Origin of the sequence: Streptomyces sparsogenes, from assembly GCF_001704635.1 — a bacterium.
Classification (GTDB): domain Bacteria; phylum Actinomycetota; class Actinomycetes; order Streptomycetales; family Streptomycetaceae; genus Streptomyces; species Streptomyces sparsogenes.
In genome coordinates this window covers 83980-109137 of record NZ_MAXF01000191.1, presented here as the reverse complement: position 1 = coordinate 109137, position 25158 = coordinate 83980, and the positions used below count along the sequence as shown (strand labels likewise).

Sequence of the window (25158 nt, the reverse complement as noted above, 5' to 3'; positions counted from 1 at the left end):
CCGCGCGGGTGCGCGGGTGCTGCGCGGCCGGCCCGGTTCAGTAGTCGGACGGAGGGCGGAGGGAGTTCCGGGAGGAGTGGAAAGAGCTGTCAGGCCGGGTACGCGTGGGTCTGGGCCGCCTTGACCGTGGCCCAGACCGTGGCTCCGGGGTGGAGGCCGAGTTCGGCGGCGGCGACCGTGGTCAGATCGGCGGCCAGGGGCAGCTCGCCGGTGAGGTCGGCGCGGATCCGGTCGCCGTGGGTCTCCAGGCCGGCCACCTCGCAGCGCCAGAGGTTGCGGGCGCTGGAGCCGGTCGGGCGGTCCCGGTGCAGGGTCACGGCGCTCGGCGGGAACGCGACGAACACCGGGCCGGTGAGGTCCTCGACGGTCGTGATCCCGGCCCCGCCGTCGACATGGACCGTGTGTCCCAGGGCCTGCCCCCGGTAGAGGTTGAGGCCGACCAGGTGGGCGATGTAGTCGGTGCGCGGGTGGCGGGCGATGTCGGAGGGCGCGCCTTCCTGGACGATGCGGCCGTCCTCGACGACGACGAGGCGGTCGGCCAGGACCATGGCGTCCAGCGGATCGTGGGTGACCAGCACGGCGACCGCTTCGAAGTCGGCCAGGTGGCGCCGGAGCTGGGCGCGGACATCGAGGCGGGTGCGGGCGTCGAGGGCGGCGAGCGGCTCGTCGAGGAGCAGCAGCCGGGGGTGGGTGGCCAGGGCGCGGGCGAGGGCGACGCGCTGGGCCTGGCCGCCGGAGAGGCGGCGGGGCTTGACGGAGGCGTGTCCGGCCAGGCCCATGCGGTCCAGCCAGCCGGCGGCCTGGGCGCGCGCCTCCGCCTTGGACGCGCCGTGACAGCGCGGTCCGAACGCCACGTTGTCGAGCGCGGTGAGGTGGGGGAAGAGCAGATAGTCCTGGAAGACCACGCCGACCGGGCGGGACTCGGGCGGCGTACGGTCCAGCTCGGCGCCGTCCAGCCGCAGATGGCCGTCGGCGAGCGGGAGGAGTCCGGCGAGGGCGCGCAGGGCGGTGGTCTTGCCGGCGCCGTTCGGGCCCAGGAGGGCGACCACGTCCCCGGGCGCGGCCGTCAGCGCCACGTCGAGGCGGAAGGCGCCGCGCTCGACCACCAGCCGGGCGTCCAGCCCCTCGCCGGCCGGGCCGGGGGAGCCGGCGGCCTGCCGCGCGGACTTGTGGGTGTCGGTCACGAGGCGGCCATCCAGCGGTCCCGCAGCCCCGCCAGGACCGCGATCGACATGGCCAGCAGGACCAGGCTGAGCGCGATCGCCGCCTCCGGGTCGTTCTGGAGGGCGAGATACACGGCCAGCGGCATGGTCTGCGTACGGCTGGGGAAGTTGCCGGCGAAGGTGATCGTCGCGCCGAACTCGCCGAGCGCCCGCGCCCAGGCCAGCACGGCGCCCGCCGCGATGCCCGGGGCGATGAGCGGCAGGGTGACCCGGCGGAACGCGGTGAAGCGGGAGGCGCCGAGCGTGGTGGCCGCCTCCTCGTAGCGGGGGTCGGCGGCCCGTAGCGTGCCCTCCACGCTGATGACCAGGAACGGCATCGCCACGAACGCCTCCGCGACCACGACCCCGGCGGTGGTGAACGGCAGGGTGATCCCGAACCAGTCGTCCAGCCAGTGCCCCACCACGCCGTTGCGGCCGAGCGCCATGAGCAGGGCCACCCCGCCCACCACCGGGGGCAGCACGAGCGGCAGCGTCACCAGGGCGCGCACGAGGCCGCGCCCGGGGAACTCCACCCGCGCCAGCAGCCAGGCCAGCGGCACCCCGATCACCAGGCTCACCGCGGTCGCCGCCGTGGCGCAGACCAGGGACAGCTGGAGCGCCTGCCACACCTCGGCGCTGGTCAGCAGGTCGGGCATGCTCCGCCAGGGGGCCCTGACCAGCAGCGCGAGCAGCGGAAGGGTCAGGAACGCCAGGCCGATCAGCGCGGGCAGCAGAAGGGGCGGCGGGGCGCCCCCGCGGGCGCGGCGGCGCCGCCGGCCGCCCGTGCGGGGGCCGGCCGCGGCGCCGGTCTCGTCGAGCGGGGTCACGGCTCGAGGAACCCGGCCCCGCCCAGGACCTTCTGGCCCTCGGCGGACCGCACCAGCGCGATGAACGCCTTGGCGACCTCGGCGTTCCGCGCGTTCTTGAGCAGGGCGATCGGATAGTCGTTGATGGCCTTGGCCGACTCGGGGAACTCCACGCCCTCCACCTTGTCCCCGGCCGCCCTCACATCGGTCTTGTAGACGACCGCGGCGTCGGCCTCCTTCAGCACCACCTTGGTGAGGGCCGACTTCACGTCCTGTTCGTAGGAGACGGGGGTCAGCTTCAGGCCGCCGGCGTCCAGCGCCTTCTGCGCGGCGGCACCGCACGGCACCGTCCGGTCGCACAGCACGACCTTCAGGCCGGACCTGGTGAGGTCCTTCAGGGAGGAGACCTTGTCGGGGTTGCCCGGCAGGGTGGCGATCTCCAGCTGGTTGCGCACGAAGGTGGCCGGGGTGCCGACCGCGTCGCCCTTGTCCGTCACGATCTTCATGGTCTTGGGGCTGGCGGCGGCGAACACATCGGCCGGGGCGCCGCCGGTGATGCTCGCCGCGAGGCTGTCGCTGCCGCCGAAGCTGAACGTGACCTTCGTGTCCGGGTGCTCCTTCTCGAACCGCTCGCCGAGCGTCGTGAAGCTCTCCTTCAGCGAGGCGGCGGCGAACACCGTCACCTCGCCGGACAGCTCGTCCGAGGCGGCGGAGCCCCGGGTGGAGGAGTCCTTCGAGGAGTCGTCCGAGTCGGACGACGAGCAGGCGCTCACGGCCAGCAGGACGGCGGCACCCGCGCCGGTCATCCGGAGCATCCGGCGGGTCCGGCGTGCTGAACGGGTCATCAGATCCACTCCCTCAAGGTCCTACGGACTCGGCTACGGCTTCTCGACGACCACGTTGGTCGACTTGATCACGGCAACCGCCGGAACCCCGGGCTCCAGCGCCAGCTCATCGGCCGACTCGCGGCTGACCATCGCCACCACCCGGAACGGCCCGGCCTGGATCTCGACCTGCGCCGACACGTCCCCGAGGACCACGTCCGTGACGATCCCGGAGAACCGGTTGCGGGCCGAGGAGCCGGTGGACTCCCGCTCGGCCCGGTGCGTCTGCCGGGCGTACGCCGCGAGGGCCGGCCCCGGGATGATCCGGCGTCCCAGCTCGTCGCGCTCGGCGATCAGCTTCTCGCTGTCGACCAGACGCCTGACGGTGTCGACGCTGACACCGAGCAGGGCGGCCGCGTCCCCGATCCGGTAGGTGTGCATGCGCCGATCATACGTCCGCAGTTGCGAGGGGGAGGCCCCCGGCTGCGTTGCGTGAGCCCAAACCATCTCGCTGTCGGCCTGGCAGGTGCGTTTCGGGGGTCGGATGCGGCGACGTTAGGGACCGGCGCCACCGGGTACCGGTGACGCCCCGCGCCCCGGGCGGCGCCGGGGTCGTTGGAGGCAGACATGGACGCTTCGGTGGACCGGATAGCGCAGCCCTGGGGCGGCCGCACCCCATACGACCGGCACGGGGAATGGCCCACCCGGGTCGACACCTTCCTGGCGGAGGGGGTCGAGCCGGAGGCGGTGCGGCGGTGGGTGCAAACCGCGTCCCTCCTGCACTCCGACGGGGACGCGATGGACATCGCGGTGGCGGACCCGGCCTCGAAACAACCGCTGTTCAAGACGGCCGCGGCCGCGCTCCGCCGGGTGGAGCGCGGCGACGGCCACAGCGCACCGGCGCCCACCACCACCGCGTCCGCCCCCGCCCGCGCCGACGCCGCCCCGGCCACCGCCGGGGGCCCCACGGCGCTCGCCACCCAGCGGGCCGACGCCTCGCGGGACCACAGCTCCCCGGACCACCGCTTCCCGGAGCACCGTGCCCGGGACCGACACGCCCCGGGCCACCACTCCCGGAACCATCACTCCGGGGGCGAGCGCGGGGAGGGTGCCCGATGAACGGCATGAACGGCATCCAGCTCGTCCTCCGCGCCCTCCACCACGGCGAGAGCCACCTGGCCGGGGAACTCACCACCGCGGCCGAGCGCCACCGCGCCGACCACGAGGTCCACCACGTCGCCACCGACCTCGCCCAGTGGTCCCGCGAACACCTCAGGCGCCTCGCCGACACCGGCCGCGACCACGGCCTGAGCCTCGCCGGCCCCCCGCGGGACACCGCCCGGATCCCGGCCCCGGCCCCGGGCCCGCTGTCGGCGATCGAGGAGAAAGCGGCCGAGACGCTCGGCCACCAGCCAGAGCCCGGCCTGCTGCTCCTGCGCGACCTGCGGGATCTCCACCTCGGCGCCGCGCGGAACTCCCTCCACTGGGAGATGCTCGCGCAGGCCGCGCAGGCCGCCAGGGACGGCGACCTCCTCGCCCTGGCCTCCGCATGTCACCCTCGGGCACTGCGGCAGATGCGCTGGACCAACACCCTGATCAAAACCCTCTCGCCACAGATCCTGACCAGCGTCGGCCGGGTCCGCGCCCGGGAAGGTGGGCTGCCGGCTGAGTGAGCTTCCGCCGCCCCCCCCGCGCCGTACGAGGCCCTGGGGGCTTCGACGAGCACCAGCCGGGTACCCGGGGCGCCGGAACGACGAAAAGACCTCCTTGCCGCGCGGCGCGGGGAGCAGCGCACACCACCGGACGCGGCAGGTCACGTCGCAGGAGGTGGGCCCGATGGCAGCCACGCCCCGTGTGGTCACGGTTACCTCCCCCAAGCGCGCGGCGGCTGTACCGGCCGGACTCGCCGCCGGCACCGCGGCACGGCGGAGCCGGAGGGCCGACCGGTGACACGGCCCCCGGCCACGGTGCCGGCGGTGTCCCGGAGGTGGGCGGCCGGAAGACGCCTCTTCCTGACCTCGGCGGCGCTGCTGGCCGCCATGGGCGCGATCGGCCAGGGCGCCGGCTGGATCATGCTGACCACCACGCTCGGCCCCACGGCGTACGTGCTGCTGGCCCACCCGGAGAGCGAGGCGGCCCGGCTGCGCAACTCCTCGCTGGGCCACGCGGCGGCGACCGCCTGCGGCCTGGCGTGCCTGGCCGTCTTCGGCCTCTGGCAGCACCCCTCCGTGGTCGAGCAGAAGCACGACACCTGGCCGCAGATCGGCGCTCAGGCGCTCGCCGTGGGCCTGACCCTGCTCCTGCTCGAGCTGCTCGAGGCCCAGCACCCGCCCGCGGCCGCCACAGCACTGCTGATCACCTCGGGCATCGCCCGCCCGGGACCGCCCCTGTACGGCATGCTCACCGGACTCGCCCTGCTGATCGCGGGCGCCGCGCTGATCGCATGGGTCGGCCGGCGGCCGGACACGGCCGCCGGCCCGGAGGAAGGAGGAGGATGAACCACCCAGCCCCCACCGCGCACGCGTCCCCGCCGTGGACCCTCCGCGAGTACGCCTTCCTCGGAGACGGGGAACGCGGCGCCCTGGTGGGACCGCGTGGCGAGACGGTGTGGCTGTGCGCGCCCCGCTGGGACAGCGACGCGGTGTTCTCCTCCCTGATCGGCGGCCCGGGGGAGTACGTCCTCGGCCCCGAGGACGACTGGAATGTCTGGGGCGGCTACTACGAGGAAGGCACCCTCATCCACGTCGGCCGCTGGATCACCGGTGACGGCGTCATCGAGTGCCGCGAGGCGCTCGCCGTGCCCGCCGACCGGGGCCGGCTGCTCCTGCTGCGCCGCATCCGGGCGGTGCACGGTGACGCCCGCGTACGGCTGCGGCTCGACGTCCGCCCCGGCTTCGGCGCCCACCCGATGACCGGACTGCGCCAGGAGCGCGGCACCTGGTCGGCCCACGGCGGCGGGCTGCACCTGCGCCTCACCGGCGCCGCCGACGCCACGCCCGGCCGGTCGGGCCTGCTGGAGGCGCGCCTCACGGTGACCTCCGGCGAAACGCGCGACCTCGTCCTGGAAATCGGCGCCCGGGCGGAGACCGGCGAACTGGACCCGGACCGGCTGTGGAAGGCCACCGAACGCCACTGGGCCGATGTCGTACCGGACTGCTCCGCGCTGGCCGCCCCGCGCGACGCCCGCCACGCCTACACCATCCTGCACGGGCTGACCAGCAGCTCCGGCGCCATGGTGGCCGCCGCCACCACCTCGCTCCCGGAGCGGGCCGAGGGCGAACGCAACTACGACTACCGGTTCGCGTGGATCCGGGACCAGTGCTACGCCGGTCTCGCGGTGGCGGCGCACGGCGCCCATCCCCTCCTGGACGCGGCCGTCCGCTTCGTGACCGAACACCTCCTGGCGGACGGGTGCCGCCTGCGCCCCGCCTACACCGTCACCGGGGACACGGTGGCGGACGAGCGCTCTCTGCCCCTCCAGGGCTATCCGGGCGGCACCGACCGGGTGGGCAACCGCGCCGGCCGGCAGTTCCAGCTCGACGCCTTCGGCGAGATCCTGCAGCTGTACGCGGCCGCCGCCCGGCTCGACCGGCTCGACGCGGACGCGCGCCGCGCCCTCGATGTGGCCGTGGACGCCGTCGAGCGCAACTGGCTGCGCCCGGAGGCGGGGCTGTGGGAGCTGGAGAACCGCTGGTGGGCCCACTCACGGCTCTGTGCGGTGGCCGGTCTGCGCGCCGCGGCCCGCGCGGTGCGGGGCCGGGCCGGGCACGACTGGGAGGGCCTCGCCGACACGATCCTGCGCGAGACCCGCCGTCGCTGCCTGAGCCCGCGGGGCCACTGGTCGCGGGCCGAGGACGACGAGGGTCCGGACGCCGCGCTGCTGCTGCCTCTCGCCCGCGGCTGCCTCCCCCCGGACGACCCCAGTGGCCTGCGCACGCGCCGGTTCGTCGAGGAGCGGCTGTCCGAGGACGGCTATCTCTACCGCTTCGACCACGGCGACCGGCCCCTGGGGGAGGCCGAGGGAGCCTTTCTGCTGTGCGGCTTCATGATGGCCCTCGCCGCCCGCTACCAGGGGGACACCGTCGGCGCCTTCCGCTGGTTCGAACGCACCAGGGCCGCCTGTGGCCCGCCGGGGCTGTTCGCCGAGGAGTACGACGTCCGGCAGCGTCAGCTGAGGGGCAATCTGCCCCAGGCGTTCGTCCACGCGCAGCTCCTCGAGACGTCCGTACGGCTGGCCGGCGACGGCTGAGCCGATGCCGAAGAAGGAGCCGTGGCACAGGGCCGCCACCACCCGGCCGAATCTCCTCCGGAATTTCGGGTCTAGACAGGACTGGACATGTACGACTAGCTTCCAGTCATGCCTAAACAGGTCCTCAAGCATCAGCGCATCGCCCGCGTTCTGGCCCGTGAGATCCACAGCGGCGTCCTGGAGCCGGGCAGCAAGCTGCCCGGCGAACACGCGCTCACCCGGCGCTTCGAGGTCAGCCGCACCACGGTCCGCCAAGCGCTGGACGAGCTCAGCAGACAAGGGCTGATCTCCACCCACGCGGGCGTCGGCTCCTTCGTCGCCTTCGACGGCAGCTTGCTGGACAACAGCCTGGGCTGGACCAGGGCCCTGGCCGACCAGGGCGCCCGGATCACCACGGAGGTGCTCCGCCTCGAAGCGGTGCGCGATGCCCGGCTGGCGGAGGAACTCGAACTGGACAGCGCCGAGTTCATGGCGCTCGACCGGTTGCGCGTGCTGCCGGAGGGCACCCCCGTCTCGCTGGAGCGCAGCAGGGTGCCGCTGGTCCCGGCGCTGGCCGATGTCCCGGTCGGCGGGCTCCTCGACGGCTCGCTGACCAAGACGCTGGCCGCGGCCGGGCTGCGGGCCACCCACGGCGACGAGTGGGCGTCCGTGCGGCCGCTGGCCGCCGAGGAGGCGACCCTGCTCCGCCGCCCGGAGGGAGAGGCCTGGCTCAGCACCCGCCGGGTCGGCCGCGGCGCGGACGGCCGGGTCGTCGAGCAGGTGACCAGCCTGCTGGACCCCGCCCGCTTCCAACTGCACCTCGGCTTCGGCGAGCCGCCCCAGTGAGCCCGTCCAGTGAGCCCGTCCAGCGCCCGACCTACCCCCCACACCGACAGGAAGCCCGGATGAACCACCAGCACGACCGCGCGCTCGGCGCCCTGTACGGCCTGGCCATGGGGGACGCCCTGGGCATGCCCACCCAGATCATGTCCCGGCGGGCGATCACCGCCCGGTTCGGCACCGTCACCGACTTCGAACCCGGCCCGCCGGACAACCCGGTGAGCGCCGGAATGCCCGCCGGCTCGGTCACGGACGACACCGATCAGGCCCTCATCGTCGGCCGGCTGCTGATCGAGTCCGGCGGGCGCGTCGACCCGCTGCGGCTCGCGGACGAACTCCTGGAGTGGGAGCGTGCCATGAAGGCCAAGGGCTCCTTCGACCTGCTCGGCCCCTCCACCAAGGCCGCCCTGGAGGCCGTGTCCCGCGGCGTACCGCCCCAGGAGGCGGGCAGGTCCGGGTCCACCAACGGCGCGGCCATGCGCATCACCCCGGTCGGAGTGGCCTTCCCCGCCACCCCGCTGGAGCCCTTCGTCGACCGGGTGGCGGCGGCCTGCCAGGTCACCCACGACACCGGCATCGGCATCGCCTCGGCGGCCGCCGTGGCCGCCGCCGTGAGCCGGGGCATCGACGGCGGCGACCTGGAGGACGCCTTCGCCGCGGCCGTCACGGCGGCCGAGGCCGGCGCCGAGCGCGGCCACTGGGTCGCCGGCGCCGACATCGCCGCCCGCATCGGCTGGGCCGTGGACCTGGTCCGCGGCCTGCCGGAGGACCAGGCCCTGGACCGCCTCTGCGACCTGGTCGGCACCAGCGTCGCCAGCCAGGAGTCCGTCCCCGCCGCCTTCGCCGTCCTGGCCCTCGCCGAGGGCGCCCCCTGGCGGGCCTGTCTGCTGGCGGCCAACCTCGGCGGCGACTGCGACACCATCGGGGCCATCGCGGGCGCCGTCGCCGGGGCCGTCAGCGGGGCCTCGGGGCTGCCCGCCGAGGCCCTCGCCACCCTGCGCTCGGTCAACGGCCTCGACCTGGAACCGCTGGCCACCGCCCTGCTCGCGCTGCGCGCCGACGCGGCCCGATGACCCCACGCCCGGCCGGCCACCCGCACCGGAGCGCCCCCCGTAAAGAAAGACAGGTACCACCATGGCGGCTTCAGAGAACGACCGCGTGGGCTCCGTGGAGACCCGTGGCATCGAGCCGGTCCCGGACACCGAGCGCCACGGCCACGCCGGGCAGATGTTCTGGACCTGGTTCGCCGCGAACATCAGCATCCTCGGCCTGCCGCTGGGCGCGGCCCTGGTCAGCTTCCGCGGCCTGAACATCTGGCAGGCGGCCGTCGTGGCCGTGCTCGGGTCCTTCGGCTCCTTCGCCCTGGTGGGCGCGCTCAGCATCGCCGGCAAGCGGGGCGGGGCGCCCGCCCTCACGCTGTCCCGGGCGGTGTTCGGGGTCCGCGGCAACGCGGGCCCCACGCTGGTCACCTGGATGAGCCGGCTCGGCTGGGAGACCATCAACACCACCACGGCCGCCTTCGCCCTGCTGGCGTTGCTCGACGTCGCCTTCGGCATCCGGCGCAACACCGTGCTCACCGTGGTCTGTCTGCTGGTCTTCATCGGCTGCACCCTGCTGATCAGCGGCCTCGGACACGCCACCATCATGTGGATCAACAGGTGGGCCAGCTATGTCTTCGGCCTGCTCAACGTGGTCGTCATCGGCTTCCTCGCGGCCACCGTGGACTGGGGCAAGGTGTTCCACGCCCCGCTCGGATCGGTGAGCGCGATGGTCGTGGGCGTCGGCATGATCGCCGCCGGCACCGGGATCGGCTGGGCCAACACCGGCGCCGACTACGCCCGTTACCTGCCCCGGCGGATCCCCGGCGGGCGGCTCGTGGCCGCCTCCGCGTTCGGCGCCGGCATTCCGCTCGTCGTGCTGATCTCGCTGGGCTCCCTGCTCGCCGCGGGTGAGCCGGAGCTGGCCTCCGCCTCCGACCCGGTCTCGGCCATCAACGCGATGCTGCCCAGCTGGATGTCCATCCCGTACCTCATCGCCGCCTTCGGCGGGCTGCTGCTCTCCAACCACCTGTCCGTCTACTCGGCCGGACTCACCATGATCACCCTGGGCATACGGGTCCGGCGCACCCTCGCCGTCGGCCTGGACGTCGTCGTCACCTTCGCGGGCGGCATCTACTTCATCCTCATCGCCAAGGACTTCTACGGCCCGTTCATCACCTTCCTCACCCTGCTCGCCGTGCCGATCAACGCCTGGGTGGGTGTCTTCGCCGTCGATCTCCTCACCCGCCGGTCGTACGACGGCGCGGCCCTGATGGACGTCGGGCGCTCCAGCCGCTACTGGTTCCGGGGCGGTGTCGCCTGGTCCGCGATGACCGCCTGGGCGGTGGCCATCGTGGTGGGCCTGCTGTTCACCGAGGCGAGCACCGGCCCGGCCGACGTGTGGTTCTCCGGGCCGCTCGCGCACAGCTGGATCGGCGCCAACGGGCTGGGCTGGGTGGTGACGCTGACCCTCGCGGCCGCCGTCTACGCGATTCTGCGCAGGGTGGACGGCAGCGTCCGCCAGGAGGCCGCCGACCAGCGGCCCCAGCAGCAGGTCCGGCCCGCCCCGGCCACCCGGGAGATCTCATGAGCGAGCCCACGGACGGCCGGCTGGTCCTGGCCGGCAACGCCATCGTCGACCTGGTGATGCGCGTGCCCGCCCTGCCCGAACGCGGCGGCGACACCGTCTCCCGGGACACCGCCTTCACCACGGGCGGCGGATTCAACGTCCTCACCGCCGCCCGCCGCCTGGGCCTGCCGGCCCTGTACGCGGGCGCCCACGGCACCGGGCCGTTCGGCGACCGGGTGCGGGCGGACCTCGCCCGGGAGGGCATCGGACTGGTGCTGGATCAGATCCCCGGGGTGGACACCGGATTCTGCGTCGCCCTCGTCGACGACGGCGGCGAGCGCACCTTCGCCACCAGCCTCGGCGCGGAGGCCCGGCTCACAGAGGCCGACGCCACCGCCGTGCTCGCCGCGCTGCGCCCCGGCGACATGGTGCAGATCTCCGGATACGGGCTCGCCTACCCGGTCAACGGCCCGGTCCTGGCCTCGCTCGTCGCCCGGCTGCCGGAGCACACCCGGGTCTTCCTCGACCCGGGCCCCCTGGTCGACCAGATAGCCGAGGAGGTCCTGGCCCCCGTCCTGGCGCGCTGCGACTGGGTGAGCTGCAACCAGCGCGAGGCGAGGCTGCTGACCGGTCTGCCCGACGCCCACGAGGCCGCGGCAGCGCTCGCCACCCGGCTCGGCCCCCGCACCGGGGTGATCCTGCGGGCCGACGCGGCCGGCTGTCGGCTGGTCCCGCCCGGCGGTGAGCCCCTGCACCTCCCCGGCCGCCGCGTGACCGCCGTGGACAGCAACGGCGCGGGCGACGCCCACGCGGGAGCCTTCCTGGCCCTCCTCGGCCACGGGCTCGACCCGGTCACCGCCGCCGAGGGCGCCAACGCCGCGGCCGCCTTCGCGGTCACCCGCCCCGGCCCCGCCACCGGGCCGACCCTCGAGGAGCTGCTCGGCTTCCTGGACGGCGACCCGCTCGCCGCACGGCTGTCCTCGGCGCTCGGTCGGTAGCAGGCCGTCCGCAACCCCCGGAGCACGGGCCCCGGATAGCACGGGCCCCGGATACCGGTCAGGAATCGAGAAGCGCGCGCCACGGGGCGTCAATAGCCTGATCCCCATTGGCTCGTGGACATCCATGAAGGGAGTTCCCCATGTGTCACCCCTCCTGGGGGCAGGCGCTCGCCGAGGCGCAGCGCCGGCGGCAGCAAGGCGTGTCACCCCATCCGCCGAAGGCCGGTGAGCGGCGCGACGATCAGGTGGCAGAGGAACAGAAAGAACACGCCGGCCGGGGGGAGGCCACGCTCCCTCAGACCTGCGCCGCCCCCGCCCCGGCGTCCGTCTGAAGGGCGGCCCGCTCACCGCTCATCCGGTGCAGGCTCTCGTCCTGCACGGTGGCCGCCGGGTCACGGGTCACCCGGTACGGGGCGAGTTCCGCGCTGGGCCGGCCCTCGCTCAGCTCGCCCGCCACCAACCGTCCCAGCAGCGGGGCCAGATTGACGCCGCTGTGGGTCACCACGCTGTACAGCCCGGGGGCCGCCGGGCTGGTGCCGACCAGGGGCAGGCCGTCGGTGGGGACGGGACGGACTCCGATCCGTGCCCCGGCCAGCCGGGCCGAGCGCAGCGCGGGGATCAGGCGCTGCCCCTGGCGGTGCAGCCGCTCCTGGGGCGTGAGCCCGTCGCCCGGGGCGGGCTCGTGCGGCAGCAGCGCGTCGATGGGCCAGGAGATCGAGCAGACGCGGTCGCCCGGCGCGGGCCGCAGATCCACCTCGGGCGTGGTGAGGATCGCCTCCAGGCGGGCCTCGGGCACCGGGGTCGTCTCGCCGACCAGGCCCGGCACGCGCTCCATCGGGAGGCGTACGCCCGCGAAACCGGCGATCCGGTCCGCGTCCGGGCCCGCGCAGTTCACCACCCAGTCGGCCTCCCACCGGCGCGACCCGGTCCGCACGCCCCGCACCCGGCCGCCGTCGAGTGTCAGGGCGGTGGCCCGCAGGCCGTAGTGGATGTCCGCCCCGAGCAGGGCGGCCCGGTCGAGCAGCGAGCGCACGAACAGGGGAGCGTCGTACCAGGCGGTCGCCTCGTGGACGACGATCTCCTCCGCCGGGCAGGCGCTCGGGTCCACGGCGGGCGCCAGCTCGCGCAGCTCCGCCGGGTCCGCGAACCGGCACGGGTGGCCCCAGGAGCGCAGCCGGGTGGCCCGTTCCCGGAGCGACCGCTGTTCGGCCGCGGTGTTCGCCCACTGCACCGTGGGCGCGGCGTGGCGCCAGGAGTCGCCGCCCAGTTCCGCGGCCAGTTCGGCGTGGAGGGCGGCGCTGCGGCGGTTGAACTCGTAGTAGCTGACGGGGGTCTTGAGATGGGTGACGTCCATGGCGAAGGTCGCGCTGGACGTGCCCGCGGCCGGGCCGCCCGCTTCGATCACGGTGACGTCGGCGCCGGCCAGCGCCAGATGGTAGGCGACGGAAGCGCCGATCACACCGGCACCGAGGACGATGACACGGGACACGTGGGTTCCTTACGGGTCGATCAGAAAGAGGCGATCAGGCCGATCGGAAACGGCTGACCGGAAAGGGCAGGTCTCAGCGGACCTTGCGCACGAACGCCTGGGTGCGCTCGTGCCGGGGCGAGCCGATGACGGCCTCGGGCGGGCCGGACTCCACCACGACCCCGCCGTCCATGAAGGCCAGTGAGTCGCACACCTCGCGCGCGAAGCCCATCTCATGCGTGACGACGATCATGGTCATGCCGTCCCGGGCGAGGGCCCGCATCACATCGAGGACCTCGCCCACGAGTTCGGGATCGAGGGCGGAGGTGGGCTCGTCGAAGAGCATCAGCTCGGGTTCCATGGCCAGCGCCCGGGCGATGGCCACCCGCTGCTGCTGGCCCCCGGACAGCTGGGAGGGGTAGCTGTCGCACTTGTCCGCCAGGCCGACCCGGGTGAGGAGCCCCAGCGCCCGCCTCCTGGCCACCTCCTTGCGCTCCCCGGCGACCCGCACCGGCGCCTCCATGACGTTCTGGAGCGCCGTCATGTGGGGGAAGAGGTTGAACCGCTGGAAGACCATCCCGATGCCACGCCGCTGCTGCGCCACCGCCTTGTCGGAGAGCTCGTGGATCCTCCCGCCGCGCTCCTCGTACCCGACCAGCCTGTCGCGCACGTACAGCCGGCCCGCGTCCACCCGCTCCAGATGGTTGACACAGCGCAGGAAGGTGGACTTGCCCGACCCGGAGGGGCCGATCAGACAGAGCACCTCGCCCTGGGCCACCCGCAGATCGATGCCCCGCAACACCTCCACGTCCCCGAAGTTCTTGCGGACGCCCTCGGCCCTGACCACCGTCGCCGTCATGACGAACTCTCCTTCCGGAAGGCGCGTTCGAGATAGCGCTGGGCCAGTGTGAGCACGGTGGTGGCGACGAGATACCAGACGCAGGCCACCGTGAGCAGCGGGATCTGGGCGAAGTTGCGGGAGTAGATGCCCTGGACGGAGGTCAGCAGTTCGGGTACGGCGATGGCGAACACCAAAGAGGTGGTCTTGAGCATCGACACCGCCTGGTTGCCGGTGGGCGGGATGATCACCCGCATCGCCTGCGGCAGGACGATCCGCCGCATCGTCTGGCGTCGGGTCATCCCGAGGGCGTGTGCCGCCTCGGTCTGCCCGTCGTCCACCGAGGCGATGCCCGCCCGTACGATCTCGGCCATGTACGCGGCCTCGTGCAGCCCCAGGCCGAGCACGGCCGCCGTCATCTGGGTGATGAGCTGGTTGGTGTCGGCCTCGACGAAGGTCGGGCCCCAGGGGATGCCGAGCCCCACCGTGGGCACGACGGCGGACAGGAAGTACCAGAACAGCAGTTGGACCAGGAGCGGGGTGCCGCGGAAGACCCAGATGTAGAAGCCGCTGAGCGCCGCCAGCAGCGGATTGGACGACATCCGCAGGATCGCCAGGACGACGCCGCCCACCACCCCGATGGCCATCGCGAGCACCGTCAGCAGGGCGGTGGTGCGCAGCCCGTCGAGCACCGCGGGGGCGAAGAGGTACTCCGCCACCACGCCCCACTGCATGCGCGGATTGGTCGCCCAGCCCTGGACCAGGAACACCACCAGGAAGACGAGCACGGCGGAGGCGCACCACCGGCCGGGGTGACGCAGGGGCACGGCCTGGATCGGCACGCCCCGGTCGGCCGGCTGCTCCGGCCCCGCGCCGTCCTGTTTCCGCACCTCGGTGACGTACCGCGGGGAGTGTCCGCTCATGCGGCACCACCGTTGACCGTGGCGCGGTCGAGGGCCCCGGAGGACAGCTTCCAGGTCCCCAGGATCTTCCGGTAGCTGCCGTTGCGCATCAGCTCGCTCAGCGCGCCCTGGACGGCCTTGACCAGCGCGGTGTCCTGCTTGTCGACCAGGATTCCGTACGGCAGGTAGCGGTAGGGCTTGCCCACCTCCTTCAGCTTCCCGCCGGACTGCCCGGCGTGGTAGACGACGGTGGGGGTGCCGCCGACGAAGGCGTCGGCCCGCGAGGTGGACAGGGCCTGGATACAGCCGACCGTGTCGGGGAAGACCAGGGTCTTCACCGCCGGCTTGCCCGCCTTGCGGCAGGTGTCGGACTGGGCCTTGGCGTCGTCGACCTGGGCGGTGCCCTGCTCCACGGCCACGGACTTGCCGCACAGATCGCCGAGCGAGCCGATCTCCGTGGCGTCCTGCGCGTGCACCAGGACGGAGCTGCTGGTCTTGAAGTAGTCGACGAAGGTGATGTGCTCGCGCCGCTCCGGCTTGTCCAGCATGGCCTGGATGGCGAGGTCGTAGCGGTGGGCGTGGACGCCCGCGATCAGGCTGTCGAAGCTGGTCTGGGAGAACTCGACCTTGACACCCAGCACCTCGCCGATGGCCTTCATCAGGTCCGGCTCCATGCCGATGACCGTCTTGTTGTCGCTGTCGAGGAAGACCAGCGGCGGATAGTTGTTGCCCTGCGCGACGGCCAGCCTGCCGGACTTCTTGATCTTCGCGGGCAGCAGGTCGTGCAGCCGCTGGTCCACCTTCTGCTTCGGGGCGGCGGACTTCGACTCGCCGCCCGACGGGCCGCACGCCGTCGTGGTCACGAGCCCTGCCAGGACGAGAGACATCAGCGCACGTCGAACGGCCATGGGGACCCCTCTCCCATCGGGTTGGCTGGATTTGGTTCCCCACAATGTGCGGGACGCCCACCCTCGGCGCAAGGTCGTTCAGGATGAGCATTGGCGGCCCTGTTGTTCAGCTGAACTGATGCTCGGCGCTCCCGGTCGGGGGGCCGCCCGCCACGTCAGGCGGGCCGGCGGCGGGTCCGCCGGAAAAGCCGGGGGTGACGAGCCATGGTGTTCCTGGAGCCCCAGGCGTTAAGTTCGGGCGATGCTGACCCCGACGCAGCTCCTGGCCCTCCGTGAGGTGGTGGCCACCGGCTCCCTCCGGACGGCCGCCAGAAAGCTGGGTTTCACGCCATCGGCCGTGTCCCAGCAGATCTCGTCCATCGAGCGGGCCGTGGGCGTCAAGCTGTTCGAGCGCACGCCGCGCAGTGTGCGGCCCACCCCGGCGGGCATCCAGCTGGCGCGCCGCGCCACCCGGCTGCTCGCGGATCTGGAGGCGGCGGAGGACGAGATGCGCTCGTTCGCCTCGGCCCAGCGCGGCCGGCTCCACCTGGGCAGCTTCTGGTCGGCCGGTTTCAAGCTGGTCCCCGCGCTGCTCGCCGCCTTCCTGCGCGACCGCCCGGACGTGGACATCCGCTACCAGGAAGGCGATCCCCCGGTCACGGTGCCCGCCGTCCTCGACGGACGGCTGGACCTCGCCGTCGTCTTCGAATACGGCACGGTGCCGCACAGCAGCTGGCAGAGCGATCTGGATCTGACGCTGCTCCTGGAGGAGCCGCTGTATCTGCTGCTGCCCACCGGCCACCGGCTGGCGCACCGCAAGCGGGTGCAGATCAGCGAGCTGGCCGATGAGCGCTGGATCTGCTTCCTGGAGGACACGGACGCGGCCCGCTCGCTGTTCCGGATCTGCGCGGCCTCCGGCTTCCACCCGGATGTGCTCTTCCGCACCAACGACTACAACCTGCCGTTCGAACTCGTCCGCAAGGGCCTGGGCATCGCGATCGTCCCGGAGCTGGCCATGATCGAGTCCTCGGACGTCCATGTGATCCGGCTCGCCGACCCCTCCCATGTGCGAAGGGTCTCCGCGGTCCGCCGCGCCGCGGACCCGAACCCGCTGCTGGACCAGGCCATAGCCATGCTGCGCACGGCGGCCGACGGTGTCGATCAGCGGTGGCTCAGGGCGGAGCTTCCGGTGGCCCTCTGAGGCCCCGGCCCGACCCGGCGCGCCGGGGGGTTCGGCGTACCCGCCTCCGGGTGGGGCGACACCAGGCTCCGCAGCGTCCGGGAGGGCTCCAGACCCAGCTCGTCGAGCAGGACGCGACGGCATTGCTCGTACTGCAACATCGCCGCGCCCCTGTTGCCGGCGGCCAGATGCGCGTTCATCAGGACGCGATGAGCGCTTTCCCGCAGGGGTTCCGCGCGTACGGCGGCGAGCCCGGCGGCGACGGCCTCGCCGTGGCGGCCCATCGCCGTCAGCCGTTCGGTCATCGCCTCCAGGGCGTACAGCCGCAGTTCGTGGTACTGCTCCCGCTCGATCAGCACCCACTCGTTCTCCGACCACTCCGGTAACAGGTCGGCCGAGAGGTCGGCCCGCGTCTGCGCGGAGAGGATGTCGTCGCACGGGCATGACATGTCGAGCAACCGGTGCGCGCGCTGGGCCGCCGTGTGCAGGTCCACGTCGATGTGCTTGGAGATCGCCAGTTCCTGGGTGGACGCCTCGATGATGTGGTGGCCCGTTCTCGTCGCGCGCCACAGGGACGACCTGAGGTTGGCGTTGGCGCGGGAGGCCGTGACGTCCGGCCACAGCGTGCCGGCCACATAGGTCCGGGTCCGTGGCATGTCCTGGAGGGCCAGGAACGCGAGGAGGCGCTGGGCGCTGGAAGAGAGCGGAACGCGCTTGTGATCGACCGACAGCGCGAAGCCCTTCAGCAGTCTCAAGGTGATGACATGGCCTTCTGCGCTCATCGGCCCCCCGGGGCGATCGTGGCTTCAGCGACCCATCCCATGCCGGCGAAGCGATCGGGATGCCCGGGAGCCATGTTACGAGCAAGTCATGATCGTGTATCCGGCCTTTCGGATAAACGACGTTAAATGGCTGGGCATCACCGGAGCGTCGCGGGAACGTCACCCGTCCGGTTCGAGTATCTGATCGAGCCACGCCCGCACGGCACTGAGCACATCGTCGACCGCACTCACCGCGGTGGGGGGCGCCTGCCGCGGGCCGCCCGTCGGCACGATGCGTGCCCGGAAGCCGTCCGGCCCGTCACCTTCCACCCACACCCGGAGGATCAGCACGCCGGTCCGGTCTGAGGGGATCTCCATAAAGGGAAAATATGCCCTGCCCCGTGTCACCTCGGCGTTGTCGGCGCGTGTCCGGCTACGTCAACGCGGGCCGGCCCCGGAACGCGCCGGTGACGTTCGCGTGATGCGCCCATCGCGGTCCGGCCACGCCGGGCCCGGCATGCTCCCCGTGCCCGCTTTCGGGGCGCGGAGCCGGGGAGGAGGACGCGCATGGGTGACTTCGGCGTCATCGCCGACGTCTCGACGGTCGTCGTGGAGACCCTGACCCAGGCCCTGCGCGGGCTCAGCCAGGTGGAACCGCCGATCGCGGAGCTGAACGACCTCTCCGAGACGGTCCAGACACCGCCGCCGAAACTCACGGTGTTCCTCTACGAGATCGCCGAGGACCCGACCTCGCGCAACCGGCCGCCGGTGCGCTCCCAGCCGCCGGACCCACCGACCACCCGCAAGCCGCCGATGGCTCTGCTGCTGCGGTACCTGATCACCCCCTGGGGCGGAGACCAGGAGACCCAGCACCGGATGCTCGGACGGGCCATGCAGACCTTCTACGACGACGCGATCCTGGACGGCACGCGGCTGTCCGGCAGCCTGGCGGCGAGCACCGACTCGCTGCACCTGAGCCTGACCCCGCTCACCCTGGACCAGAAGTCCTGGGTCTGGTACGCGATCCAGAAGCCGTACCGGCTGTCGCTGAACTACGAGGTCCGCGTGGTCAACCTGGACTCCGCGGTCGAAACGGCGGTCCGCCCGGTGCACAGCCGGGTCATCGGCGGGACGGCGATGCCATGAGCCGCTTCCTGCCGCTGACCCGTTCGACGCTGCACAGTCCCGCCTGGTTCATCCCGTTCGACGACCACGCCGGGCGGGTGCGCGGCGCCGGGGTGACGGTCCACCTGGACCGGTTCGACGACGGCGCCTGGGTGCCGCTGGACGAGGTGGCCGTGCGCACCCCCAGCGCCGCCTTCGCCTACCCGGGACTCGGCAGGTGCGCCGAGCCGTGGGCGGCCCGGCCGCGGCGCCACCGGGCTCGCTTCGCGGCCGCCGGCTACCAGCCGCTGTACCCGGCCGACGGGGAGCCGTTCTCGGCCGGTCTGGTGGGCGTCGAGTTCCTGGTCCACCCGCATGACGACGCCCACCCGCCGGCGGTGGCGACCCAGCCGCGTCTGGTGCGGCTGCTGCCCAGCGTCTCCTACCCCTACCCGCCGGGGCTGCGCACGGTGCACGGCGCAGTGGTCGACGCGGCCACGGGGGCGCCGATCGCGAACGCGCTGGTCGAGGCCCGGGGCCGAACCAGCCGGGACCTGACGCCGTGGCACGAGCGCACCCTGTCCGACGCCGCGGGCGCCTTCCGGCTGGCCCTGCGGTGGGAGGGCGAGAAGGCCGACGAGCACGCCGTCGAGGAGACGTTCCGCCTGCTGGCCCTCGATCGGCCGGGCCGGTCCGGATCCCTGGTCGTGCGGCTGCCCCAGGACACCGAGCGCCGGCACGTCATAGAGATCCGCGAGCAGTGAGGAGCCGTCCATGGCGGAGTATCTGAGCCCCGGGGTCTACATCGAGGAGATCGATGCGGGCCCACGGCCGATCGCGGGGGTGAGCACCAGTACGGCCGGCATGGCCGGGGTCACCGTACGCGGTCCGTACACCGGCAAGCCCAAGCTGGTCACCAACTTCCTGGAGTTCCAGAACACGTTCGGCGGGTTCCTCCCCGAGCCGGACGCCCTGGTCCGGGACACCTGGGCGAACGACCCCAGGGAAGGCGGCCGCTGGTGGCTGTTCCCGCTGGCGGTCAAGGGCTTCTTCGACAACGGCGGTCAGCGGCTGTACGTCAAGCGGGTCGCCAGCAGGCAGGCGACGCCGGCCTCCGAAGTGATGGGCCACGGCCTGGTGAGCCCGGTCGCCGGCGACGCCGCCAAGGGCGCGACCCGCCTGGAACTGGGCCACCTGATCGGGTTCTCCGGCGTCGGGCAGCAGATCCAGATCTTCCGGGGCGACGACCAGCAGGTGATCCACACCGCCGGTGTCGCCGCCTACGACGCGACCGCCCACCGGGTGGAACTGGACGCCGCGCTGACCGCGGAGGTCAGGACGGGCCGCGGCGACTACGTACAGGTGGGGGAGCGCAGCGCGGAAGAGACACTGGAGTTCACCGCCGTCAGCCCCGGCTCATGGGGCGGCGGGGTCCAGGTGCGGATCCAGCCGATGGCCTCGGCCGCGCTGCCGGTGCTGCCGGACCCGCAGGAGGGCGGGCTGTTCGTCACGCGGCTGACCGCGGACGCCACCGCGGACAGCGAGATGGTCGAGGTCGCCGCGGTGGCCGGGCTCGACCCCGACGACCTGCCGGGCGACCTGTGGGTGCAGATCGGCTCCGGCCGGTTCAAGGTCCAGGCGGGCCAACCCGCCGACGGGAAGGTCGCGCTGACCCTGCCGTCCGGCACGGCCCACGAGGCGTGGCGCAATGGGCTGGTGGTGCGCCGGGTGCGCCGGGGCAACACCTCGGCCGGGCCGACGCTGCGGATCGGCGGCGCGAGCCGGCTGTACGAGGGCGCCGTCGTCCAGCTCGACGACGGCACCGCCCTCACCATCCGCTCCGTCCGCTCGATCGCCGCGGACGTGGTCACACTCGACGCGAACGTGCCCGGGACGCTGTTCGAAACCGACCGGCTGCACCTGGTCGAGGCCCAGGTGGACGCCCGGTTCACCGAGCCGTCGGGGACCGTGGTGACGGAGACCCACCGCAACCTCCGGCTCACCGGCGAGGCCCCGGCGAACCTGGTGACCACCCTGGCCGACCGCTCACGGCTGGTGCGGGCGACGGCCCTGGCCGCGCTGTCCACCGACCCGGCGAAGTTCCCCGTGCCCGCGGTCGGATCCTGGCTGACGCTGGCGGACGGGGACGACGCCTACGGCAGCCTGAGCGTCGCCGACTTCGTCGGCGAGGACGGCGGCAGCGGCAAGCGCACCGGCATCGCCGCGCTGGAGGACATCGACGAGGTGGCCGTCTGCGCGGTGCCGGGCATGTGGTCCGGGACGGTCGAATCGGCCCTGGTGACCCACTGCGAACTGCTCAGGGACCGGTTCGCGATCCTCGACCCGCAGGACGGCCTGGACATCGAGGGCGTCCAGGCGTTCCGTGAGCCGTTCGACACCAAGTACGCGGCGCTCTACCACCCGTGGCTGGTCGCCCGCGACCCCTCGACGGGCCGCGACGTCGAGCTGCCGCCCTCCGGCCACATGGCCGGGATCTACGCGCGCGTGGACGTGGAGCGGGGGGTGCACAAGGCACCGGCCAACGCCGTCATCCGGGGCATCCGGCTCACCGACGGCATCGCCCAGGACATCACCAAGCGGCATCAGGACCTGCTCAACCCCAAGGGCATCAACGCGCTGCGGTTCTTCCCCGGGATGGGCCACCGGGTCTGGGGCGCCCGCACCCTCTCCTCGGACAGCTCGTGGAAGTACGTCAACGTCCGGCGGCTGTTCCTCTACCTGGAGGAGTCGATCGACGAGGGCACCCAGTGGGTGGTGTTCGAACCGAACGACGAGGCGTTGTGGGCCCTGGTCCGCCAGACGGTCACCAACTTCCTCACCACCGTCTGGCGCAGCGGCGCGCTCGCCGGCACCACCCCCGAGGAGGCGTTCTTCGTCGCCTGCGACCGCACCACGATGACCGAGGACGACCTGGCGAACGGTCGGCTGATCTGCGCCATCGGTGTCGCTCCGGTCTTCCCGGCGGAGTTCGTGATCTTCCGGATCCAGCAGAAGACCCGCGAGACCCAGCTCGCCTGAGCGCCCGACGAAGGACCGAGGAGAGGCCACCATGCCGCCCGTGACCAGGGACGATCCCTACGCGTCATACAACTTCCAGATCATCGTGACCAACGTCAGCGACGACGGCGTCGCGGTGAGCGGGTCCTTCACCGAGGTGAGCGGCCTGGAGCTGGAGATCCCGCCGATCGAGTACCGCACCGGGAGCGAGGACATCACCGTCCGCAAGATCCCGGGGCTGAAGAAGTTCACCAACCTCACCTTCAAGCGCGGCATCACCGGCCACGTCGGTTTCTGGAACTGGGTGGTCGAAGCGCTCAACGGCAAGGTCCGGCGCACCTCCGGCTCGATCGTGCTGCTGGACGAGAACCGAAACGAAACCATGCGCTGGAACTTCGACCGCGGCTGGCCGACCAAGTACACCGGCCCGACGCTGAGCGCCACCAAGAACGAGATCGCCATGGAGACACTCGTCCTGGCGGTCGAGAAGCTGGAGATCGACGTCTGACATGGCCGCAGAAGCGCTCCCCGGGGTGTCCCTGACACATCGGCCACGCGGCCTGGACGCGGAGCCGATGCGCACGGACGTGGCGGCGTTCCTGGGCCGGCTCCGCCGGGGCCCGCTCTCCACTCCGGTGCGCGTGGAGAGCTGGAACGAGGTCGTGGGCGCCTTCGGACCGCCGGACGGCGCCTTCGCCACCCCGTACGCGCTGCGCGGCTTCTTCGAGAACGGCGGCCGCACCGCCTGGGTGCTCCGCGTGTCCGGGCCGGCCACCACGGCCCGGACACGGTGGACCGCCGGTCCGCTGAGCGGCCTGGCCGCCACCGGCTACCAGGTGGTCGCCACCAGCCCCGGAGCCTGGGCCAACGGCGGGCGGGTCGCGATCCGTTACCAGGCCAGCACCGTCGCCGGGCCGGCCGGCGTGGGCGTGCGGGTCATGATGCCCGGCGAGGCGCCCGAGACCTTCTCCGGGCTGCCGCCCGCCGATCTGGCCGACCGGCTGACCGCCTCCCGCTACATCCGGCTGGTCCCGGACGGGCCGCCACCGCCACCGGGACGGCCCGGCCCGATCTCGATGTCCTGGGACCTGACGCTCGACGGCGGCACCGACGCGGCGCCCGGCCGCGGCGAGTACACGGACGCCGTGGCGCTCCAGGCCGAACTCCCGGAACCGGCGCTGGTGGCGCTGCCGGACCTCGGCGCGGACCTGACCGGCGACACCCACACCGAGGTGGTGCTCGAACTGCTGCGGAGCGTCGCGCCCCTGCACGACCGCCTGGCGGTCCTGGACGTACCGCCCGGGCAGGTCTCCGTGGACGAGGCGGTCGGCTGGGTGGGCTCCCTGGCGGCCACGGGCGACACCCGGCTGCTGGGCTGCGCCGCCGTCTACCACCCGCCGCTGCGCACCCCCGACGGGCATGCCCTGCGGACCGTCCCGGCGTCCGGACACGTCCTGGGCGTGATCGCCCGCCTCGACGGCGAGCGCGGGGCCCACCACACCCCCGCGGGCGCCGTGATCCTGGAGGCGGTCGACCTCGCGGCCGAGTACCCCGAGCCGCAGCAGGTCCGGCTGTTCGACGCGGGGATCGACCTGATCCGGTGCACCCGCGGGCGGGGGCTGATGGTGTGGGGCGGGCGCACCCTGTCCCCGGACCCGGGCACCCGCTACATCGCGCACCGCCGGCTGGTGCACCTGCTGGTGCGCGCGATCCGGCGGGTGGCGAGCCCCCTGGTGTTCGACGTCAACTCACCCGAGCTGCGGCTGACCCTGGTGCGGGCGCTGACCTCCGTGCTCCTGTCGGCCTTCCGGGGCGGGGCGCTCGCCGGCGACCGGCCCGAGCAGGCGTTCCGGGTCGTGTGCGACGACACCAACAACCCGCCCGAGCAGGACCCGGGGCAGCTGGTCTGCGAGATCGAGGTCGCCCCGGCCGTCCCCATGGAGTTCATCCGGCTGCGTCTCGTCCTCGGCCAGGACCGAGGTCTGGAGGTGATCGAGGCATGACCCTGGATCCACTGCCCAAATACCGCTTCCTGGTCACCCTCGACCCCGGCGACGCGTATCTGCCGCCCGCGCAGGCGCTGCTGCTCCCGCTGGCCGCGTCCGGCGCCTTCCAGGAGATCACCGGGCTCGGCGCGCAGCTGGAGGTGACCAGCTACCCGGAGGGTGGCCGCAACGACTCGGTCCACCAACTGCCGCTGCGCCACTCGTGGAACCGGATCACCCTCAAGCGCGGGGTGGTGCGCGACCCGGGGCTGTGGGCCTGGTACCAGGCGGGGCTCGCCGACTCGCTGGGCGCCCGCCGCGACGGCGCGGTGATCGTGCTCGGCCCGGACGGGGTGCCCGGCGCGGCATGGGCCTTCCACGGCGGGCTCGCCGCCAAGTGGAGCGGTCCCGACCTGCACGCGGAGCAGAACGCGATCGCCGTCGAGTCGCTGGAGATCGCGCACGAGGGACTGACGAAGGTCTTGCAGGACGCCGCGGCGAACGCCTTGCCGCGCTTGGGCGAGGGGAGGTGACCGACGTGCCGAAGGTGACCATTCACCAGCTGGAGGTCCGGTTCCAGGTGGACGGCGACGACGGGGCCGTGTTCACGAAGCTGTTCAACAAGCACATCCAGGCCTGGGCGAAGCTGTACGAGGACCAGTGCGCACGCGCCGAGCACACCAGGGCCGAACGCGGCTTCGGCGACGGGGAGGGGCCTCTGTGAGCGTCGCACGCGCGGCCGCCGGGCTGCAGACGGTGACGAAAGCCGCACCTCTGCGCCGCGCGGGCGACGGTGACATGAGCCGCTGCCGCGGAGAAGCGAACCAGGAGGCACTATGAGCGTGACGCCGGTGTCCTTCGCCCGTCAGGGCGCCGCCCGGGCGCGGCTGGAGATCGTCCGGCCGGTGATCGCCGACGAGCGGCAGCGGCGGATCCCGCTGCGGTTCAACCCCACCGACTACAAGCTGAGCAAGAGCAACACCTTCGCCGAGATCACCATCCCCGGCCTGGAGACACCGCCCCTCCAGTACGTCCGCGGCGGCACGGAGACCCTGACGGTCCAGGCGCTGGTGGACACCTCCGACACCCTGGAGAACGTACGGAAGGCGTACGTGGACGCGGTGCGGAACCTGCTGCGGCCCGACAGCCGCGAACACGCGCCGCCGGTGGTCCGGTTCGTCTGGGACGAGGAGGTCTTCACCGGCGTGGTGGAGAAGCTGGACGTCAACTACCAGCTGTTCCGGCCGGACGGCGTGCCGCTGCGGGCCATGCTGGACCTCTCGCTCAAGGAGTTCCGCCCGGCCGCCGCGCAGGTCGCCGAGACACCGCGCTCGTCGCCCACGGTGGAGAAGAGCTATGTGGTGCGCCGCGGCGACACGCTCAGCTCCATCTCCGCCGCGCTGTACCGGCGGCCCGACGCCTGGCGGGAGCTGGCGCGCGCCAACGGCATCAGCGATCCGCGGGACCTGCGGCCGGGGCGGGTGCTGACCGTGCCCCGGCTGGCGTGAGG

Annotated in this window: 27 protein-coding genes; 17 read left to right on the top strand and 10 right to left on the bottom strand. The window is 73.0% G+C overall.

What is annotated here, in order from left to right; genetic code table 11:
• Positions 1-89 precede the first annotated feature (89 nt).
• From BBH68_RS35220 to BBH68_RS35205, 4 genes are read right to left on the bottom strand one after another with little or no spacing between them, the layout of a single operon-like run.
• Positions 90-1184, bottom strand: coding sequence for an ABC transporter ATP-binding protein (locus BBH68_RS35220; protein WP_065967842.1), 1095 nt, complete (start codon positions 1182-1184; stop codon positions 90-92).
• Complete coding sequence (gene modB, locus BBH68_RS35215) at positions 1181-2029, bottom strand: molybdate ABC transporter permease subunit (RefSeq protein WP_065967841.1); 849 nt, start codon at positions 2027-2029, stop codon at positions 1181-1183. Before modB ends, BBH68_RS35220 begins: the two co-directional genes overlap by 4 nt.
• Complete coding sequence (gene modA / locus BBH68_RS35210; protein WP_065967840.1) at positions 2026-2853, bottom strand: molybdate ABC transporter substrate-binding protein; 828 nt, start codon at positions 2851-2853, stop codon at positions 2026-2028. The genes modB and modA overlap by 4 nt, the downstream gene beginning before the upstream one ends.
• A gap of 33 nt (positions 2854-2886) precedes the next feature.
• Positions 2887-3273 carry a TOBE domain-containing protein gene (locus BBH68_RS35205; RefSeq protein ID WP_174589128.1) on the bottom strand — a complete coding sequence of 129 codons (387 nt, stop codon included), beginning with the start codon at positions 3271-3273 and terminating at the stop codon, positions 2887-2889.
• 186 nt (positions 3274-3459) lie between these two features.
• On the opposite strand from BBH68_RS35205, the gene BBH68_RS44665 reads away from it, so the two are divergent.
• From BBH68_RS44665 to BBH68_RS35165, 8 genes are all read left to right on the top strand, one after another.
• Complete coding sequence (locus tag BBH68_RS44665) at positions 3460-3951, top strand: hypothetical protein (RefSeq protein ID WP_425428887.1); 492 nt, start codon at positions 3460-3462, stop codon at positions 3949-3951.
• 5 nt (positions 3952-3956) lie between these two features.
• On the top strand, positions 3957-4505 hold the full coding sequence (locus BBH68_RS35195) for a hypothetical protein (protein WP_065967868.1): 549 nt from the start codon (positions 3957-3959) through the stop codon (positions 4503-4505).
• 303 nt (positions 4506-4808) lie between these two features.
• The gene (locus BBH68_RS35190) at positions 4809-5330 is read left to right on the top strand and encodes an HPP family protein (RefSeq protein WP_245738457.1); all 522 of its coding nucleotides are present in this window, start codon (positions 4809-4811) and stop codon (positions 5328-5330) included.
• On the top strand, positions 5327-7081 hold the full coding sequence (locus BBH68_RS35185; protein ID WP_065967838.1) for a glycoside hydrolase family 15 protein: 1755 nt from the start codon (positions 5327-5329) through the stop codon (positions 7079-7081). Before BBH68_RS35190 ends, BBH68_RS35185 begins: the two co-directional genes overlap by 4 nt.
• A 108-nt stretch (positions 7082-7189) precedes the next feature.
• Positions 7190-7906, top strand: a complete 717-nt coding sequence (locus BBH68_RS35180; protein WP_065967837.1) for a GntR family transcriptional regulator — start codon at positions 7190-7192, stop codon at positions 7904-7906.
• Positions 7907-7965: 59 nt separating this feature from the next.
• Positions 7966-8973, top strand: a complete 1008-nt coding sequence (locus BBH68_RS35175; protein ID WP_065967836.1) for an ADP-ribosylglycohydrolase family protein — start codon at positions 7966-7968, stop codon at positions 8971-8973.
• Positions 8974-9034: 61 nt separating this feature from the next.
• The gene (locus BBH68_RS35170) at positions 9035-10528 is read left to right on the top strand and encodes a purine-cytosine permease family protein (RefSeq protein ID WP_065967835.1); all 1494 of its coding nucleotides are present in this window, start codon (positions 9035-9037) and stop codon (positions 10526-10528) included.
• A complete protein-coding gene (locus BBH68_RS35165; protein WP_065967834.1) occupies positions 10525-11505 on the top strand; it encodes a PfkB family carbohydrate kinase in 981 nt (326 codons plus the stop codon). Before BBH68_RS35170 ends, BBH68_RS35165 begins: the two co-directional genes overlap by 4 nt.
• A 295-nt stretch (positions 11506-11800) precedes the next feature.
• On the opposite strand, the gene BBH68_RS35160 is transcribed toward BBH68_RS35165, so the two are convergent.
• The 4 genes from BBH68_RS35160 to BBH68_RS35145 form a co-directional block, all read right to left on the bottom strand.
• Positions 11801-12994, bottom strand: a complete 1194-nt coding sequence (locus BBH68_RS35160; protein ID WP_065967833.1) for an NAD(P)/FAD-dependent oxidoreductase — start codon at positions 12992-12994, stop codon at positions 11801-11803.
• A 73-nt stretch (positions 12995-13067) separates the two neighbouring features.
• Entirely contained in the window at positions 13068-13832 is a 765-nt protein-coding gene (locus tag BBH68_RS35155; RefSeq protein ID WP_065967832.1) for an amino acid ABC transporter ATP-binding protein, read from the bottom strand.
• Positions 13829-14734, bottom strand: coding sequence for an amino acid ABC transporter permease (locus BBH68_RS35150; protein ID WP_079151407.1), 906 nt, complete (start codon positions 14732-14734; stop codon positions 13829-13831). The genes BBH68_RS35155 and BBH68_RS35150 overlap by 4 nt, the downstream gene beginning before the upstream one ends.
• Complete coding sequence (locus tag BBH68_RS35145; RefSeq protein WP_079151406.1) at positions 14731-15621, bottom strand: ABC transporter substrate-binding protein; 891 nt, start codon at positions 15619-15621, stop codon at positions 14731-14733. Before BBH68_RS35145 ends, BBH68_RS35150 begins: the two co-directional genes overlap by 4 nt.
• A gap of 241 nt (positions 15622-15862) precedes the next feature.
• On the opposite strand from BBH68_RS35145, the gene BBH68_RS35140 reads away from it, so the two are divergent.
• The gene (locus BBH68_RS35140; RefSeq protein WP_065967831.1) at positions 15863-16801 is read left to right on the top strand and encodes a LysR family transcriptional regulator; all 939 of its coding nucleotides are present in this window, start codon (positions 15863-15865) and stop codon (positions 16799-16801) included.
• On the opposite strand, the gene BBH68_RS35135 is transcribed toward BBH68_RS35140, so the two are convergent.
• Both BBH68_RS35135 and BBH68_RS35130 read right to left on the bottom strand, forming a co-directional pair.
• On the bottom strand, positions 16762-17562 hold the full coding sequence (locus BBH68_RS35135) for an AfsR/SARP family transcriptional regulator (protein ID WP_245738456.1): 801 nt from the start codon (positions 17560-17562) through the stop codon (positions 16762-16764). The genes BBH68_RS35140 and BBH68_RS35135 overlap by 40 nt on opposite strands.
• Positions 17563-17721: 159 nt before the next feature.
• Complete coding sequence (locus tag BBH68_RS35130) at positions 17722-17919, bottom strand: hypothetical protein (protein WP_065967830.1); 198 nt, start codon at positions 17917-17919, stop codon at positions 17722-17724.
• A gap of 189 nt (positions 17920-18108) precedes the next feature.
• Between BBH68_RS35130 and BBH68_RS35125 the strand changes: the two genes are divergently transcribed.
• The 8 genes from BBH68_RS35125 to BBH68_RS35090 all read left to right on the top strand — a co-directional run bounded on the left by BBH68_RS35125 (position 18109) and on the right by BBH68_RS35090 (position 25156).
• On the top strand, positions 18109-18687 hold the full coding sequence (locus tag BBH68_RS35125) for a Pvc16 family protein (RefSeq protein WP_065967829.1): 579 nt from the start codon (positions 18109-18111) through the stop codon (positions 18685-18687).
• The gene (locus tag BBH68_RS35120) at positions 18684-19409 is read left to right on the top strand and encodes a carboxypeptidase-like regulatory domain-containing protein (RefSeq protein ID WP_065967828.1); all 726 of its coding nucleotides are present in this window, start codon (positions 18684-18686) and stop codon (positions 19407-19409) included. The genes BBH68_RS35125 and BBH68_RS35120 overlap by 4 nt, the downstream gene beginning before the upstream one ends.
• Before the next feature lie 10 nt (positions 19410-19419).
• Positions 19420-21684 carry a phage tail sheath C-terminal domain-containing protein gene (locus BBH68_RS35115; RefSeq protein ID WP_065967827.1) on the top strand — a complete coding sequence of 755 codons (2265 nt, stop codon included), beginning with the start codon at positions 19420-19422 and terminating at the stop codon, positions 21682-21684.
• Positions 21685-21715: 31 nt separating this feature from the next.
• Positions 21716-22171, top strand: coding sequence for a phage tail protein (locus BBH68_RS35110; protein ID WP_065967826.1), 456 nt, complete (start codon positions 21716-21718; stop codon positions 22169-22171).
• A 25-nt stretch (positions 22172-22196) separates the two neighbouring features.
• Positions 22197-23666: a phage tail sheath family protein gene (locus BBH68_RS35105; protein ID WP_245738455.1), complete on the top strand. Its 1470-nt coding sequence runs from the start codon at positions 22197-22199 to the stop codon at positions 23664-23666.
• The gene (locus BBH68_RS35100) at positions 23663-24181 is read left to right on the top strand and encodes a phage tail protein (RefSeq protein ID WP_065967824.1); all 519 of its coding nucleotides are present in this window, start codon (positions 23663-23665) and stop codon (positions 24179-24181) included. The genes BBH68_RS35105 and BBH68_RS35100 overlap by 4 nt, the downstream gene beginning before the upstream one ends.
• A gap of 5 nt (positions 24182-24186) precedes the next feature.
• Positions 24187-24372: a putative phage tail protein gene (locus BBH68_RS35095; RefSeq protein WP_245738454.1), complete on the top strand. Its 186-nt coding sequence runs from the start codon at positions 24187-24189 to the stop codon at positions 24370-24372.
• A 112-nt stretch (positions 24373-24484) separates the two neighbouring features.
• On the top strand, positions 24485-25156 hold the full coding sequence (locus BBH68_RS35090) for a CIS tube protein (protein WP_065967822.1): 672 nt from the start codon (positions 24485-24487) through the stop codon (positions 25154-25156).
• Positions 25157-25158 lie beyond the last annotated feature (2 nt).

Coding starts and splice junctions, on each gene's coding strand:
- BBH68_RS35100 (WP_065967824.1), top strand. CDS start 23,663: ATGACCCTGGATCCACTGCCCAAATACCGCTTCCTGGTCACCCTCGAC.
- BBH68_RS35185 (WP_065967838.1), top strand. CDS start 5,327: ATGAACCACCCAGCCCCCACCGCGCACGCGTCCCCGCCGTGGACCCTC.
- modA (WP_065967840.1), bottom strand. CDS start 2,853: ATGACCCGTTCAGCACGCCGGACCCGCCGGATGCTCCGGATGACCGGC.
- BBH68_RS35115 (WP_065967827.1), top strand. CDS start 19,420: ATGGCGGAGTATCTGAGCCCCGGGGTCTACATCGAGGAGATCGATGCG.
- BBH68_RS35155 (WP_065967832.1), bottom strand. CDS start 13,832: ATGACGGCGACGGTGGTCAGGGCCGAGGGCGTCCGCAAGAACTTCGGG.
- BBH68_RS35150 (WP_079151407.1), bottom strand. CDS start 14,734: ATGAGCGGACACTCCCCGCGGTACGTCACCGAGGTGCGGAAACAGGAC.
- BBH68_RS35110 (WP_065967826.1), top strand. CDS start 21,716: ATGCCGCCCGTGACCAGGGACGATCCCTACGCGTCATACAACTTCCAG.
- BBH68_RS35195 (WP_065967868.1), top strand. CDS start 3,957: ATGAACGGCATCCAGCTCGTCCTCCGCGCCCTCCACCACGGCGAGAGC.
- BBH68_RS35130 (WP_065967830.1), bottom strand. CDS start 17,919: ATGGAGATCCCCTCAGACCGGACCGGCGTGCTGATCCTCCGGGTGTGG.
- BBH68_RS35205 (WP_174589128.1), bottom strand. CDS start 3,273: ATGCACACCTACCGGATCGGGGACGCGGCCGCCCTGCTCGGTGTCAGC.
- BBH68_RS35090 (WP_065967822.1), top strand. CDS start 24,485: ATGAGCGTGACGCCGGTGTCCTTCGCCCGTCAGGGCGCCGCCCGGGCG.
- BBH68_RS35140 (WP_065967831.1), top strand. CDS start 15,863: ATGCTGACCCCGACGCAGCTCCTGGCCCTCCGTGAGGTGGTGGCCACC.
- BBH68_RS35175 (WP_065967836.1), top strand. CDS start 7,966: ATGAACCACCAGCACGACCGCGCGCTCGGCGCCCTGTACGGCCTGGCC.
- BBH68_RS35125 (WP_065967829.1), top strand. CDS start 18,109: ATGGGTGACTTCGGCGTCATCGCCGACGTCTCGACGGTCGTCGTGGAG.
- BBH68_RS35170 (WP_065967835.1), top strand. CDS start 9,035: ATGGCGGCTTCAGAGAACGACCGCGTGGGCTCCGTGGAGACCCGTGGC.
- BBH68_RS35180 (WP_065967837.1), top strand. CDS start 7,190: ATGCCTAAACAGGTCCTCAAGCATCAGCGCATCGCCCGCGTTCTGGCC.
- BBH68_RS44665 (WP_425428887.1), top strand. CDS start 3,460: ATGGACGCTTCGGTGGACCGGATAGCGCAGCCCTGGGGCGGCCGCACC.
- BBH68_RS35165 (WP_065967834.1), top strand. CDS start 10,525: ATGAGCGAGCCCACGGACGGCCGGCTGGTCCTGGCCGGCAACGCCATC.
- BBH68_RS35135 (WP_245738456.1), bottom strand. CDS start 17,562: ATGAGCGCAGAAGGCCATGTCATCACCTTGAGACTGCTGAAGGGCTTC.
- BBH68_RS35145 (WP_079151406.1), bottom strand. CDS start 15,621: ATGGCCGTTCGACGTGCGCTGATGTCTCTCGTCCTGGCAGGGCTCGTG.
- BBH68_RS35120 (WP_065967828.1), top strand. CDS start 18,684: ATGAGCCGCTTCCTGCCGCTGACCCGTTCGACGCTGCACAGTCCCGCC.